Here is a 13,779-nt window from a genome sequence, read left to right as displayed (position 1 = left end):
AAGGTCGTCGTCCACAAGTCCGGAACCGTGAGGCCCGCGGGCGCGGCATCGCCTAGGCACGCCCAGTAGGCCTCAGCTGGTCGGCGTTCTGAGCGGGGGCGCCGACCGCGGGAGCCACGGAAGAAGGACCTTGTGAACGCGATCTTTCTCGACGCCGATCGCCGCCTGCGCGGCCCTTACACGCTCGCCGCGGCCCTCCTGGAGACGCTCGTCCCCGACGCGCCCCAGGAGCTGGTGGCGGCGCACGACATCGAGATCAACGTGGCGGCGCCCCACCTGGGCGTGCCGCTGACCAGGCGATCCCTGGCGGCCTCGCTGCCCAGGCCGCAGCGCATCCTCATCCCTGGCGCCCGCCGGACGCTGCGTGTGGCCAACGGGCTCGCCGAGTTCGTCCGCGACCACCTGCGCGGGGCGGGACCTGCCAGGCTGACCGTGGTCAACCTGGACGAGGCCGACCCCACCGATGCCGAGCTGGTCCGGGTTCTCCGGCGACGCGTGCCCGGCGAGCTGCTCGAGATCGTGCGCGGGCCGTCGGCGCCCGGTGACCGGCCGCTGGTGAACGACTTCGACCGCTATCGCGACGAGGGCTTCCACCACGCGATGGCCGAGTCGGGCCTGGCGGCGCTGCGCGGCATGGAGTACGGCGCCGACCCCGAGGCCTGGCAGGTCCTCGTGCAGCGGGTCGCCGGCGCGCTCGAGGCCGTCGACCGCGAGGACGAGGCCCGCGAGCTCTACGACAGGTCCCGGCGGCTGAGCATCGACCCCAAGCACCGCGCCACGATCGCCTACGGCACGGCCATGCTGCTGGTGCGCCACCACGACCGGGCCAGGCGCGACCCCGAGCAGGCACTGGCCTGGATCAACGAGGCCGTCACCATCACCTCGCTGCTGCCCGACCCTGCCGAGCGCGCCTTCCACCTGGGCTTCGACCTGAACGGCAAGGCCCTGGTCGAGGTCCGCAGGGGACGGTTCGCCGAGGCGCTGACGCTGGTGGAGGAGGCCATCGCGCTGGCCGAGCAGGACCTGGGCGGCGTGCACCCGATCCACCGCCTGGTGCTGTACGCCAACCGGGCCCAGCTGATGGCCATGGCGGGCCGCGTCCGCGAGGCGCTGGCCGACTACGCCACCGCGATCGAGGCCGACCCCGGCTACCCGGACTACTACCTGGAACGTGGCAATCTGCTGCACAAGCTGGGCCGCATGGAGGAGGCGCTGGCCGACTTCGAGCAGGTGATCAGGCTCAGCCCGCCCTTCCCCGAGGCGCACTACAACCGGGCCGAGGTGCGCTACGCCCGCGGCGACCTGGACGGCGCGCTGGCCGACCTGGACCACGCGGTGGAGCTGGATCCCGCGTTCGCGCCCGCCTACGTCAACAGGTCAGGGCTGCACGCCGCCGCCGGCGAGTACGGCAAGGCCGCCGACGACGTGGCGCGCGGGCTGGCACTGGATCCCGGCAACCCGTACCTGCTGTGCGTGCGCGGGCAGGTCGAGGCGGCCGCCGGCAGGACGCGCGAGGCCAGGGCGGCCTACGACGCGGCGCTGGCGGCGGATCACGAGCTGGCGCCCGCCTGGGCGGGGCGGGCGGAGCTGTCGTTCCACGAGGGTGACCACGCGGGGGCGCTGGCGGATCTCGGCGCGGCGATCAAGCTGGAGGAGACCGCCGCGCTGCTGTTCAACCGGGCTCTGGTGCTGCGGGCGGCCGGCCGTGCCGAGGAGGCGCGGCAGGACCTGCTCAGGGCGGCCGAGCTGGACCCCGGCGACGAGGAGATCGGGCGCGCGCTCGGCTAGGGGCGGTGGTGCGGGCCGATGGGGACGACCAGCGGCGTGCCGGCCACGGGGTCCTCGATGACCTTGGCGTCGAGCTCGAAGACCTCGCGCAGCAGGTCCTCGGTCAGCACCTCGTGCGGCGTGCCCACCGCGACCACCTTGCCGTCGCGCATGGCGACCAGCCGGTCGGTGTAGCGGGCGGCCAGGTTCAGGTCGTGCAGGACCATGACGATCGTCCGTCCGGCCGCCCGGTGCAGGTGACGCACCAGCTCGAGCACCTCCACCTGGTGGGCCAGGTCCAGGAACGTGGTCGGCTCGTCGAGCAGCAGCAGGTCGGTGCCCTGGGCCAGGGCCATGGAGATCCAGGCCCGCTGGCGCTGCCCGCCCGAGAGCTCGTCCAGCGGCCGCTCGGCCAGGTCGGCCAGGCCGGTCAGCTCCAGCGCCTGTCCCACGGCGGCCTCGTCGTCGGAGGACCACTGGCGGTACCACGTCTGGTGCGGGTGCCGGCCCCTGGCCACCAGGTCGGCCACGGTCAGGCCCTCGGGCGCGGTGGGCGCCTGGGGGAGCACCGTGAGGATCCTGGCCACCTCCTTGGTCGGGATGGCGGAGATGAGCCTGCCGTCGAGCAGCACTTCGCCGCCCTGCGGCTTGAGCAGCCTGCCCAGGGCGCGCAGCAGCGTGGACTTGCCGCAGCCGTTCGGGCCGATGATCGTGGTCACGGTGCCCGCCTCGACACCGAGGTCGAGGCCGTCGACGACGACCCGCTCGCCGTACCCGAGCGTCACCGATTTGGCGTGCAACCTCATTTGCGGGCCCTCCAGATGAGGTGGATCAGGTACGGCGCGCCCAGCACCGCCGTCACGACGCCGACAGGGAGCTCCAGCGGCGAGAACGCGGTCCGCGCGATCAGGTCGGCACCCCCGGCCAGGACGGCGCCGACCACGGCCGAGCACAGCAGCGGCGGCCGCGCGCAGCGCGCCAGCCGGAGCGCGATCTGCGGCGAGGCGAGCGCCACGAACGCGATCGGCCCGGCGGAGGCCGTCGCCACCGCGGCGAGCAGCACGGCGGCCAGGATCATCAGCGCCCTGGCCGGGTTCATCCGCACGCCGAGCGCGGTCACGGTGTCGTCGCCGAAGCGCAGCGCGTCCAGCGACCGGGTGCCCAGCAGCGTGAGCGGGACGAGCACGGCCAGCGCGAGCGCCACCGGCACGACGTGCTCCCAGCCGCGACCGTTGAGCGAGCCGCTGATCCAGACCATGGCCCGGCCGGTGTCGTTGACGTCACCCACGGTCAGCAGCCAGTACTTGACGTTGGTGAACACCGCGGCCACGCCGATGCCCACCAGGACGAGCCGGTAGCCGTCCAGCCCGCGCCGCCAGGCCAGCGCGTACACGACCAGGGCGCCGAGCAGGCCGCCGAGCAGCGCGAGGGCCGGGATGCCGAGTGTGGACAGCAGGCCGCTGACGCCGCCGGCCGTGGTGCCGGTGAGCACCACGCCCGCCACGACCGTGACGGAGGCGCCGGTGGTGACGCCGAGGATCTCGGGGCTGGCCAGCGGGTTGCGCGCGATGGACTGGATGATCGCGCCCGACAGCGCGAGCGCGGCCCCGACCAGGGCCCCGGTGAGCGCGCGGGGGAGCCGCAGCTCCATGATCACGAAATGTTCCGGCATGGACGCGTCGACCGTGGCGCGCAGGACTGTTCCCAGTGACATGGGGAGATCGCCGATGCGCATGTTCAGCGCCATCAGCAGCGCCAGCACGGCCAGCCCGGCGACCACGATCACGACGCCGCGCAGCCGTACCTGCCAGGAAAGGCCCGCGATCCGCAGCGGATACGTCACAGGCGCACCGGCTTCCTGCGGCGGACCAGGAAGATGAAGAACGGCGCGCCGATCAGCGCGAGCACCACGCCGACCTCCAGTTCTCCCGGCGGGGCCACGACGCGGCCGATCACGTCGGCGAACAGCAGCAGCGCGGCGCCGATCAGGCCGGAGTAGGGCAGCAGCCAGCGATGGTCGGTGCCCGACAGCGGTCGCGCCAGGTGCGGCACGATCAGCCCGACGAAGGCCAGCGAGCCGCAGGCCGCGACCGCCGCGCCCGACAGCAGCGTCACGGCGGCCACGCCGACGCCGCGGGTGAGCGCGATGTTCTGGCCGAGGCTGCGGGCGACGTCCTCGCCGAGCGCCAGCGCGTTCAGCCCGGGCGCGTTGACCATCGCCAGCACCAGCCCCACCAGGATGAACGGCAGCACCTGCCAGGCCACCTCGGAGCCGCGGCCCGCGATCGAGCCGGCCTGCCAGAACCTGAACACGTCCATGGCCTGCTCGTCCAGCAGCACGACGGCCGAGGTCAGCGCGTAGAGGAAGGCGCTGACGGCGGTGCCGGCCAGCGCCAGCGTGACCGGCGTCGGGCCGCCCCTGCCGCCGACCATGCCGAGCGCGAACACCCCGACGCTGGCGATCAGCGCGCCCGCCAGGCCGAACCAGATGTAGCCCAGCAGGCTGGAGGTGCCGAGCAGGATGATCGAGGCCACCATGGCGAACGCGGCTCCCTGGGTGACGCCGAGCAGCCCGGGGTCGGCCAGCGGGTTGCGGGTGTGGCCCTGCATGAGCGCGCCCGCGACGCCCAGCGCGATCCCGGCCATGATGCCGAGCGCGGTGCGCGGCAGGCGCAGCGACCGGATGACGATGTCGTTCTCGCTGCCGTCGGGGCTCGCCAGCGCGTGCCAGGCGTCGGCCAGCGGCACGGACTTCGAGCCGATCGTGATGCTCAGGATCACCGCCAGCACCACCGCGCCGAGCAGGGCGACCAGCACGAGCAGCCGACCGCGGCGGATGCCGTGAAGGCGCACAGCGGTCGCGGTCACCCGTTCCTCCTCAGCATTTGCCTGATCCTGGTGAAGTATGCCAGGTTAGGCAGTCCTAACCTAAATTAGGTTTGCCTAAGCTTTGAAGGGGATCTCCATGAGAGCGTTGCGCGTCCTGGTCGGCGCGGTCGTGATCGCCGGGCTCGCAGCCTGCGGCAGCACGTCGCCAAGCACGTCCGCGGACAAGCCGTTCAGGACCGTGAAGCACGCGATGGGCGAGACCAGGATTCCCGCACAGCCCAAGCGGGTCGTCGCGCTCGACCAGAGCTTCGTCGACGCCACGCTCACGCTGGAGACGCCGGTGGTCGGCTACACGACCTACCGCTCGATCGAGTCCAAGCTCCCCGACTATCTCGGCCCGCTCGCCCAGCAGTACGGCAAGGAGGCCACCGCGGTCGGCACGCTGGAGCAGCCCAGCCTCGAGAAGATCATGGCGCTCAAGCCCGACCTGATCCTGTCGGCCAAGGTCCGCCACGAGGCCCTCTACGACAAGCTGTCCAAGATCGCCCCGACCGTCTTCAGCGAGACCACCGGCGCCATCTGGAAGGACAACGTCCGCCTGGTCGGCCAGGCGCTCGGCAAGGAACAACTGGCCGAGACCCGTATCAAGGAGTACGAGGACCGGGCGCACAAGATCGGGCAGGAGATCCAGGCCAAGGACGGCAAGCTGCCCGCAATCTCGATCGTCCGCTTCGCCGGCGAGCCCACGACCCGGCTGTACGTGGAGAACTCCTACTCCGGCATCGTGATGAAGGACATCGGCTTCACCCGGCCCGCGTCACAGCCCAAGGACCCCGCCAAGATCGCCGTTGACGTCAGCGCGGAGAACATCGCCCAGCTCGACGCCGACCACATCTTCGTCTCCACCTTCCCGGACGCCTCGACCGAGGGGCCGAAGAAGAAGTTCGTCACCAACCCGCTGTGGGCCAAGCTGAAGGGGACGCAGCACGAGGTCAGCGACCTCACCTGGATGAGCGCCGTCGGCCTCCAGGGCGCCCACGCCATCCTCGACGACGTCGCCAAGTTCTTCTCCGTCGACGCGGCGCGTTCCTGAATTCACCACGGTCCTCCGGTCCGCCGTACGAGGCGCCGGACGGCCGCCGCACGCCTCCTCGCCGACCCCGGCGCCCGGGGTTTTCAGGCGCCGGGTCGGTGAGATGTGGGTCGGCGAAGTCGGCGCCCTGTACGGCGGATCAGGGGGACCGTGGTGCCCGCGAAACGATGCGCCGTGACGGCGAGAAAGTGGCGCCGACTCGCCGGAGGCGCCGGGCGCGGGTCCTCAGCCGGAGTGCGGCGGGCGGCCGGTGGTGGCGGCTCGCCGTACAGGAATCGCTCGCCGTACAGGAATCAGCTTGCGAGGAAATCGCGGAAGGCGGCGAGGTGGGGGGCGATGTTCATGCCCTGGGCCGTGATCCAGTCGGTGCTGGCGTAGGTGTCCTTGTAGCGGGTGCCGGAGTCGCAGATCAGGGTGACGACGCTGCCGTGCTCGCCCGCGGCGCGCATCTCGCGGATGATCTCGACGCACGCCGCGACGTTGGTGCCGGTGGAGCCGCCGACGTCGCGGCCGGTGACCTCGCGCACCCAGTGCATGGCCGCGATCGAGCGGTCGTCGGGCACCTGGATCATGCGGTCGATCACGCTGGGCTGGAAGGACGGCTCGACGCGCGGCCGGCCGATGCCCTCGATGCGCGAACCCCTGCCCTTCATCGACAGGTCCTCCGAGACCCACGCGGGGTAGAAGGCCGAACCCTCGGGGTCGACGACCGCCAGGCGGGTGGAGTAGCAGCGATAGCGGATGTAGCGGCCGATTGTGGCGGACGTGCCGCCGGTACCCGCGCCGACCACGATCCAGGCGGGCTCGGGGTGCGGCTCCATGGCCATCTGGGAATAGATCGACTCGGCGATGTTGTTGTTCCCACGCCAGTCGGTGGCCCGCTCCGCGTAGGTGAACTGGTCCATGAAGTGGCCGCCGGTTTCGGCGGCCAGCCGGTGAGATTCGTCATAGATCGAGGCCGGGTCGTCGACCAGGTGGCACTTGCCCCCGTAGAACTCGATCAGGTGGATCTTCTCCTGCGAGGTGCTCGCCGGCATCACGGCGATGAACGGCAGGCCGAGCAGGCGGGCGAAGTACGCCTCGCTGACGGCGGTGGAGCCGCTGGACGCCTCGACGATCGTGGTGGTGGGTCCGATCCACCCGTTGGCCAGCCCGTAGAGGAAAAGCGACCTGGCCAACCGGTGCTTCAGTGAACCAGTGGGGTGCACCGACTCGTCTTTCAAGTAGAGGTTTATTCCCCAGCGGGAGGGAAGCGGAAAGACGTGCAGGTGCGTATCACAGCTTCGGTTGGCGTCGGCCTCCACCAGGCGGATGGCCTCCGATACCCACCGGCGTGTGACCACGTCGTGACGGTCGGCGAACTCCATGGCCCCTAACCTATCGCATGTGACTCTGGCCACTTTTTCCGCGGAATTGGGTGAAGAGTGTTACGATAATGAGACTTGTCCGGCCGTGGACGTGAACTCGCACGCCGCGAGCATATGGACGTTTACCTCTCTGACCAGGTGGAACCGTTAACGCAGCCCTTACGCGTGGTTTGCGAAGATGGCGAAGCTGTCGGCGGCTTGTGCCGAAAACGGGGAGATAGCGCAAGGGGGAATGAATTGATCACTATGACCGAAGAGCAGCGTCAGGACTGGTTCGAGCGCGACGTCGTGCCCGTGACCTCGCAGCTGTTCGCCTCCGCGATGCGCCTGACCCGTAACACCGCCGACGCCGAGGACCTGGTACAGGAGACGGTCGCCAAGGCGTACACGTCCTACCACCAGTTCCGCGAGGGCACCAACCTCAAGGCCTGGCTGCACCGCATCCTCACCAACAACTTCATCAACGACTACCGGAAGAAGCAGCGCTCGCCGAAGCTCTCCGCCGCGGAGGACATCGAGGACTGGCAGCTGCACGCCGCCGAGTCGCACACCTCGACCGGGTTGAAGTCCGCCGAGGCCGAGGCGCTCGACCGGCTCCCGGACAGCGTCGTGATGAACGCGTTGCGGTCCCTGCCCGAGGACTTCCGCGTCGCCGTCTACCTGGCCGACGTCGAGGGCTTCGCCTACAAGGAGATCGCGGAGAGGATGGGCACGCCGATCGGCACGGTCATGTCCCGTCTGCACCGAGGCCGCCGCCAGCTGCGCGGCATGCTGGAGGGATACGCCCGCGAAGAGGGCGCCATCCGGCTACCCGCCCAGCGTGTCGCCGCCTAGGCCCATGTGCAGGCGCACCCTGAGCATCCCGTTCTCGGTGCGCAGTTCCACCAGATCGCACAGCTGACGACTTATCCAGAGCCCGTATCCCCGAGGGGATTCGGGCTCTGGTGGTATGTAGCCCGGTAGCGGGTCGTCCAGCCCGCCGCCGGGCTCGGCTATCTCGCAGACCAGCTCCCTGCCGTTGACCCACATCGTGATCGAGCCGTGGCCCGCGCCGTGCTCGACGCTGTTGGCCGCGATCTCCGACACGCTCAGCACCAGCGAGGCGATCAGGTTGCGGTCCATGCCCGCCGCCCTGGCGTAGTCGCCGACGGTCTGGCGCAGCCGCTTGAGCTCGCGGGCGGTGAAGTCCGCGGAGCGGATCGCGCCGCTCGGCCCAGGCAGCGGCGCCCTGTCGCCGTTGAGCACCAGCTCGTGCGGCGGCACGAAGCCCCCGCTCGGGTTCTCGCCGTCCTCGCCCAGCTCGAAGGGGTGGGTCAGCGGGCCGTACCGGAGTACGGCCGGCGGCACCACCCGCACGTCGTACAGGCACAGCACGGTCGCCGGCGCGTTGCCGAACGCGGCGTTGACCACGGACTCGTAGCGGATCCACTCGCGGACCTCGCGCTCGCTCCTGCCCGCCCAGACGGGTTCGCCGATCATGAGCGTACGGCTCCCGCGCAGGTACTCGTGGCCGGCGGCCAGCGCCCTGGGCGGGTGGGCGTACCAGGAGGCCGACTCGCGCCGGTCGACCAGGGCGGCGTCGCGGCCCAGCGCGTCCGACAGCAGCTCCAGCTTGGCCCGGTCGGTGATCGCCAGCACCCGCGTGCCGTTGGCCAGGGCGGTGCGGACGTGCGGGACGAGGAGCCGGAGAAATGCCTCATCGGAGCCGTAAGGCACCGTCATGTGCTTCAACGACTCCGCAGGTGAACGTGCCCGCTCCGGGTGCACGGCCGAACCGTAGCAAGCGTCTGTCAAACTACGCAACGGAGGCGATGAGAGCTACCGCTCCCAGCGCGCAGGCGACCCCCGCGACCTGGATGGCGCGCAGCCGCTCGCCGAGCACCTGCCGGGCCAGCAGCAGCGTGCTGGCCGGATACAGGGAGACCAGCACCGCGACCAGGCTGAGCATCCCGTGCTGCTTGGCCAGCAGGTAGAGCACGTTGGCGGCCATGTCGAGCACCCCGGCCGCCAGGATGATGCGCAGCGAGCCGCCCGACGGCTTGAGCGTGCGCCTTGTCACCACGGCGAGCAGCGCCACCATGGCCAGCGAGGACATTCTGGCCCCGACCAGCGGCCACATGCCCGTGTCGTGGGGCGCCAGGGCGAGCAGGATGAAGAAGCCGCCGAAGCCCGCCCCCGCCGCCAGCGCGATGAGCACCGACGACAGCGAGCTCTTGCGCTCGCCGCCGCGGTCCTGGCTGACCAGCAGCACCGCGACCAGCGCGAACGCGATCCCCGCCAGGGCCGCGGGCCTCGGACGTTCCCCGGTCGCCAGGCCGAACAGGACCGGCAGCGCGGCCGAGGTCACCGCCGTGGTGGGCGCGACCACAGACATCACGCCCCTGGCCAGCGCCCGGTAGAACAGCACCAGCCCGGCCGCGCCCGCGACGCCCGAGGCCAGCCCCCACAGCAGCGCCCGCTGGTCGAAGTGGCCGGGCAGGATCGGCAGCAGCGCCAGGATCAGGACCAGCCCCGCCGACTGGGACAACGCCACGACCGAGAGCACGCGGGATCGCTTGGTGGCCAGCCCGCCGAAGAAGTCGGCCGTGCCGTACACCACCGCGCAGGCGGTCGCCAGGATCACCGCGGTCACATTTCACCTCAGTTCAGTCAAATACACTACTAGGACAATATAGTGTCCTTTGTGGAGGATCCAGAGACCATCACGCAGGCCATCGCGAACAACGTGCGTGCCCAGCGCTCCCATCGGGGGCTCACGCTGGACGCGCTGGCCGCCAGATCGGGCGTGAGCAGGGGCATGCTCGTCCAGGTCGAGCAGGGCAGGACCAACCCCAGCGTGTCGACGCTCACCCGGATCGCCTCCGCGCTCGGCGTCACCGTGGCGCGGCTCGTCGAGGTCTCCGAGGTGCCCGTGGTCCGCATCATCGACAAGGCCGACGTGGTCACCTTCGACCAGGGCGCGGTGCAGGCCCGGCTGCTCGTCGGCGCCGACTCGCCGATGATCCTGGAGCTGTGGGACTGGCGCATGGCGCCGGGGGAGCACCACGACGGCGACGCGCACCCGCCCGGCACCCGCGAGATGCTGACCGTGCTCGGAGGGGAGCTGACCCTGACGGTGTACGGCAAGAGCCACGTCGTACGGACGGACGACGCCGTCCTGTTCACCGCCGATCGCCCGCATCGCTACGCGAATCAGGGCACGGAGGAACTGCGGTTGATCATGGTCGTGGCGGAGCCGCGCGAGGTTCCCGACCAATAACGGCGGAACGGCGGCAGATTACTTGACGGAGTTCCATGATTACTCCATGTCCTTGACGCCTGGTGGCCAATGCTGGGTACATCCCTTGATGTGCGGCGAATCGTCAGCAGGGGGAAAGCCGTGACCGAGTCCGGCGCGGCGACGGAGAAGCTCCGTGCGGAACTGCAGACTCTCGGGGTGACTACCGCCTACGACGTGGGCGACGAGGCGACCCTGTCGGTGTGGATCGGCCTGGTCGTGCGCTATAGGGACGGCCTTTACCGCTGGCAGGAAGGGACGGTGCAACGTCGGCATTTGGGTACGGATCCGGTTGGATGTGCCATAAGAGTGGCGCGCCGGTATACGGAACTACAGGCGGATATTCCACCCTGGTGGGATGACCTGGCCAAGGAGTTGCGGGGGGACCCGGCCCAGGATTATCCGTAACAACCCCCGCAGGTGCTTTCGGGGGGAAGCATGCGCGCGTGGGGGGCGTCGGCGGCGTTGCTGCTGGCGGTCGCGGGATGCGGGGTGATCCATCCGCTGACGGACGCGCCCGTGCGCCCCCCAGCCGTCATCAAGCCCGCTGTCCTCGCCAAAAGGCTGATCGCCATGCAGCCCGGCTGGCCCGTCAAGCCGTCCAAGCCCGACTGCCGGCGCGCCAAGTGCGTCGCCCTCACCTTCGACGACGGGCCCGGCCGCTACACCGGCCACCTGCTCGACATACTGCGCCGGCGCGGCGTCAGGGCCACGTTCTTCGTGCTCGGCGAGAACGTGGCGGCCGACAAGGGCCGTAACCTGCGCAGGATCGTGACCGAGGGCCACGAGATCGGCAACCACACCTGGAACCACGCGGCGCTGACGACGCTCCCCCGGGAAAGGATCAGAAACCAGCTCGAACGCACCGAGCGGCTGGTCCGCCGGCTCACGGGGATTCGCATGCGGCTGATGCGCCCGCCGTACGGGGCGACAGACAGGCGGGTCGCCGACGTGACCCGGCGCGAAGGGCTGGCGCAGATCCTGTGGAGCGTCGACACGCTCGACTGGCGCGACCGCGTGCCCGCCGTCGTGGCCAGGCGCGCCGGTGCGGCCAGACCAGGCTCGATCATCCTCATGCACGACATCCACCGCACCACGGTCGCGGCCGTCCCTCGGGTCATCGACAAGCTCAAGCACAAGGGCTACACGTTCGTGACCGTCTCCGATCTGTACGGCAAGCCACTGGTACCGGGCAGGAAATATGCTGAAAGATGATGTGATCAAGGGCTACACCTTCGACGGCCCGACCGTGGATCTCGGCGCGCTGGTCGTCGACGGCGAGGGCGTGCCGGAGGCGCAGGTCCGGCTGCCGCTGCGGATGCTCAACCGGCACGGCCTGGTCGCCGGCGCCACGGGTTCTGGCAAGACCGTCACGCTGCAGGTGATGGCCGAGCAGCTGTCGGCGCAGGGCGTCCCGGTCTTCCTGGCCGACGTCAAGGGCGACCTGTCCGGCGTCGCCTCCGCGGGGGAGTCCTCGGACAAGCTGCTCAAGCGCACCGCCGGGATCGGGCAGGACTGGCAGCCGCTCGCCTGCCCCACCGAGTTCTACGCGCTGGGCGGGATCGGCGAGGGGATCCCGCTGCGGGCCACGATGAGCTCGTTCGGACCCACGTTGCTGTCGAAGGTGATGGGGCTGAACGAGACTCAGGAGTCCTCGCTCGGGCTGATCTTCCACTTCGCCGACCAGCAGGGGCTGCCGCTGCTCGACATGAAGGACCTGCAGTCGGTCATCCAGTACCTCATCGACAACCCCGACGTGCTCAAGGGCATCGGCGGGTTGTCCAAGCAGACCGCCGGGGTGATCCTGCGGTCCCTGACGAATCTGTCCGCCGAAGGGGCCGACCAGTTCTTCGGCGAGCCCGAGTTCGACACGGCCGACCTGATGCGGGTGGCTCCCGACGGGCGGGGTGTCGTGTCGGTTCTGGAGCTGCCTGCCGTACAGGATCGGCCGACCCTGTTCTCCACGTTCCTGATGTGGCTGCTGGCCGACCTGTTCCACGACCTGCCCGAGGTGGGGGATGCCGACAAGCCCAAGCTGGTGTTCTTCTTCGACGAGGCGCACCTGCTGTTCACCGACGCCTCCAAGGAGTTCCTGCGCTCGATCACGCAGACCGTGCGGCTGATCAGGTCCAAAGGGGTCGGCGTGTTCTTCGTCACCCAGACGCCCAAGGACGTGCCCGCCGACGTGCTGGCGCAGCTCGGCGCCCGGGTACAGCACGCGCTACGGGCCTTCACGCCGCAGGACGCCAAGGCGCTGCGCGCCACGGTCTCGACGTTCCCCAACTCCTCCTACGACCTGGAGGAGGTGCTGACCCAGCTCGGCATCGGCGAGGCGGTCGTGACCGTGCTCGGGGAGGAGGGGATCCCCACGCCGGTGGCCTGGACGCGGATCCGGGCTCCGCAGACGCGGATGGGCCCCTCCGATGCGGCGTTCGTGCAGTCGGTGATCGCGGGGTCGCCGTTGCGGCCCAAGTACGCCCAGCCCATCGACCGGCAGTCGGCCTATGAGATCCTGGCCGCCCGCCTCGCGCCTCCCGCTTCTGAGGTTGAACCTCAGGCTCCTCCCCAGCGTGAAGAGCCGTCGGTGCTCGAGTCCGTGCTGGGTTCGTCCGTCTTCAAGTCCTTCGCCCGGTCGGCGGCCAGCTCGCTCGGGCGCGAGATCAGCAGGTCGATCTTCGGTACAGCACGGCGGCGGCGGTAACTGTCGGCGCGGCGTGGCAGGCTTGTCCGCATGGGGTTCACCGGCTTTCCCGACGAGGCCTTCGTGTTCTACGAGGGGCTCGAGGCTGACAACAGCAAGACGTACTTCACCCGGCACAAGCACTTCTACGACGATGCCGTGCGGGCGCCCATGATCGCGCTCACCGACGCGCTGGCCGGCGAGTTCGGTGAGGCGCAGCTCTTCCGTCCCTACCGCGACGTCCGCTTCTCCAAGGACAAGTCGCCGTACAAGACGCACCAGGGTGCCTTCGTCGACCTCACGCCCGGGATCGGCCTCTACGTCCAGCTGGACGCCTCCGGCCTCTACACGGCCGGCGGCGTCTACACCCAGGCCTCCGACCAGGTGGCCCGCTACCGCGCCGCCGTCGACGAGGACATCTCCGGCAAACCCCTAGAAAAGATCGTGGACGAACTCCGCGCCGCCGGCTACACCATCGACGGCGACCGCCTCAAGACCCGCCCCCGCGGCATCCCCGAGGACCACCCCCGCCTCGACCTCCTCCGCCACCGCTCCCTCTACGCCGGCCGCCGCTTCGACCCGGAACCCTGGATCCACACCCCAGAGGTCCTGACCCGCGTCCGCGAAACCTGGCACGCCTACGCCCCCTTGCTCACCTGGCTCACCACCCACGTCCGCTCCTCCGACCACCCCCACCGCTAACCCACCCCACCGCGCACCCGACCCCGGAAACGAGGCGAAACCCCCGGGCCGCCCACACATGCTC

Annotated in this window: 14 protein-coding genes; 8 read left to right on the top strand and 6 right to left on the bottom strand. The window is 70.1% G+C overall.

The window, feature by feature from the left end:
* The first annotated feature begins 132 nt into the window (after nucleotides 1-132).
* Entirely contained in the window at nucleotides 133-1,788 is a 1,656-nt protein-coding gene (locus KIK09_RS59495; protein WP_214323303.1) for a tetratricopeptide repeat protein, read from the top strand.
* On the opposite strand, the gene KIK09_RS32915 is transcribed toward KIK09_RS59495, so the two are convergent.
* From KIK09_RS32915 to KIK09_RS32905, 3 genes are read right to left on the bottom strand one after another with little or no spacing between them, the layout of a single operon-like run.
* Nucleotides 1,785-2,573 (bottom strand): ABC transporter ATP-binding protein, encoded by a 789-nt coding sequence (locus KIK09_RS32915; protein ID WP_214323302.1) that lies wholly within the window; start codon nucleotides 2,571-2,573, stop codon nucleotides 1,785-1,787. The two genes, KIK09_RS59495 and KIK09_RS32915, sit on opposite strands and share 4 nt — an antisense overlap.
* Nucleotides 2,570-3,610 carry a FecCD family ABC transporter permease gene (locus KIK09_RS32910; protein ID WP_308164421.1) on the bottom strand — a complete coding sequence of 347 codons (1,041 nt, stop codon included), beginning with the start codon at nucleotides 3,608-3,610 and terminating at the stop codon, nucleotides 2,570-2,572. Before KIK09_RS32910 ends, KIK09_RS32915 begins: the two co-directional genes overlap by 4 nt.
* Nucleotides 3,607-4,635, bottom strand: a complete 1,029-nt coding sequence (locus KIK09_RS32905) for a FecCD family ABC transporter permease (protein ID WP_214323301.1) — start codon at nucleotides 4,633-4,635, stop codon at nucleotides 3,607-3,609. Before KIK09_RS32905 ends, KIK09_RS32910 begins: the two co-directional genes overlap by 4 nt.
* A gap of 97 nt (nucleotides 4,636-4,732) precedes the next feature.
* Between KIK09_RS32905 and KIK09_RS32900 the strand changes: the two genes are divergently transcribed.
* Complete coding sequence (locus tag KIK09_RS32900; RefSeq protein WP_214323300.1) at nucleotides 4,733-5,689, top strand: ABC transporter substrate-binding protein; 957 nt, start codon at nucleotides 4,733-4,735, stop codon at nucleotides 5,687-5,689.
* Nucleotides 5,690-5,982: 293 nt separating this feature from the next.
* Here the strand turns inward: KIK09_RS32900 and KIK09_RS32895 are convergent, their stop codons facing one another.
* Nucleotides 5,983-7,056 (bottom strand): PLP-dependent cysteine synthase family protein, encoded by a 1,074-nt coding sequence (locus KIK09_RS32895; RefSeq protein WP_214323299.1) that lies wholly within the window; start codon nucleotides 7,054-7,056, stop codon nucleotides 5,983-5,985.
* A 246-nt stretch (nucleotides 7,057-7,302) separates the two neighbouring features.
* On the opposite strand from KIK09_RS32895, the gene KIK09_RS32890 reads away from it, so the two are divergent.
* Nucleotides 7,303-7,890, top strand: a complete 588-nt coding sequence (locus tag KIK09_RS32890) for a sigma-70 family RNA polymerase sigma factor (protein ID WP_214323298.1) — start codon at nucleotides 7,303-7,305, stop codon at nucleotides 7,888-7,890.
* Here the strand turns inward: KIK09_RS32890 and KIK09_RS32885 are convergent.
* Nucleotides 7,864-8,778: an anti-sigma factor RsbA family regulatory protein gene (locus KIK09_RS32885; RefSeq protein WP_214323297.1), complete on the bottom strand. Its 915-nt coding sequence runs from the start codon at nucleotides 8,776-8,778 to the stop codon at nucleotides 7,864-7,866. The two genes, KIK09_RS32890 and KIK09_RS32885, sit on opposite strands and share 27 nt — an antisense overlap.
* A 73-nt stretch (nucleotides 8,779-8,851) precedes the next feature.
* Entirely contained in the window at nucleotides 8,852-9,688 is an 837-nt protein-coding gene (locus tag KIK09_RS32880) for an EamA family transporter (RefSeq protein ID WP_214323296.1), read from the bottom strand.
* Nucleotides 9,689-9,739: 51 nt separating this feature from the next.
* Here KIK09_RS32880 and KIK09_RS60195 point away from each other — a divergent pair, with 51 nt between their 5' ends.
* The 5 genes from KIK09_RS60195 to KIK09_RS32855 all read left to right on the top strand — a co-directional run bounded on the left by KIK09_RS60195 (nucleotide 9,740) and on the right by KIK09_RS32855 (nucleotide 13,715).
* On the top strand, nucleotides 9,740-10,315 hold the full coding sequence (locus KIK09_RS60195) for a helix-turn-helix domain-containing protein (protein WP_214323295.1): 576 nt from the start codon (nucleotides 9,740-9,742) through the stop codon (nucleotides 10,313-10,315).
* Between the two features lie 120 nt (nucleotides 10,316-10,435).
* Nucleotides 10,436-10,741 (top strand): hypothetical protein, encoded by a 306-nt coding sequence (locus KIK09_RS32870; protein WP_214323294.1) that lies wholly within the window; start codon nucleotides 10,436-10,438, stop codon nucleotides 10,739-10,741.
* A 30-nt stretch (nucleotides 10,742-10,771) separates the two neighbouring features.
* Nucleotides 10,772-11,548: a polysaccharide deacetylase family protein gene (locus KIK09_RS32865; protein ID WP_214323293.1), complete on the top strand. Its 777-nt coding sequence runs from the start codon at nucleotides 10,772-10,774 to the stop codon at nucleotides 11,546-11,548.
* Nucleotides 11,535-13,034 (top strand): helicase HerA-like domain-containing protein, encoded by a 1,500-nt coding sequence (locus KIK09_RS32860; RefSeq protein WP_250574130.1) that lies wholly within the window; start codon nucleotides 11,535-11,537, stop codon nucleotides 13,032-13,034. The genes KIK09_RS32865 and KIK09_RS32860 overlap by 14 nt, the downstream gene beginning before the upstream one ends.
* A 30-nt stretch (nucleotides 13,035-13,064) precedes the next feature.
* Entirely contained in the window at nucleotides 13,065-13,715 is a 651-nt protein-coding gene (locus KIK09_RS32855; RefSeq protein WP_214323292.1) for a DUF2461 domain-containing protein, read from the top strand.
* Nucleotides 13,716-13,779 lie beyond the last annotated feature (64 nt).

Origin of the sequence: Nonomuraea sediminis, assembly GCF_018531495.1 — a bacterium.
Classification (GTDB): domain Bacteria; phylum Actinomycetota; class Actinomycetes; order Streptosporangiales; family Streptosporangiaceae; genus Nonomuraea; species Nonomuraea sediminis.
Note: the sequence above shows the minus strand (reverse complement) of the source record. Positions and strands in the feature narration are given on the sequence as shown.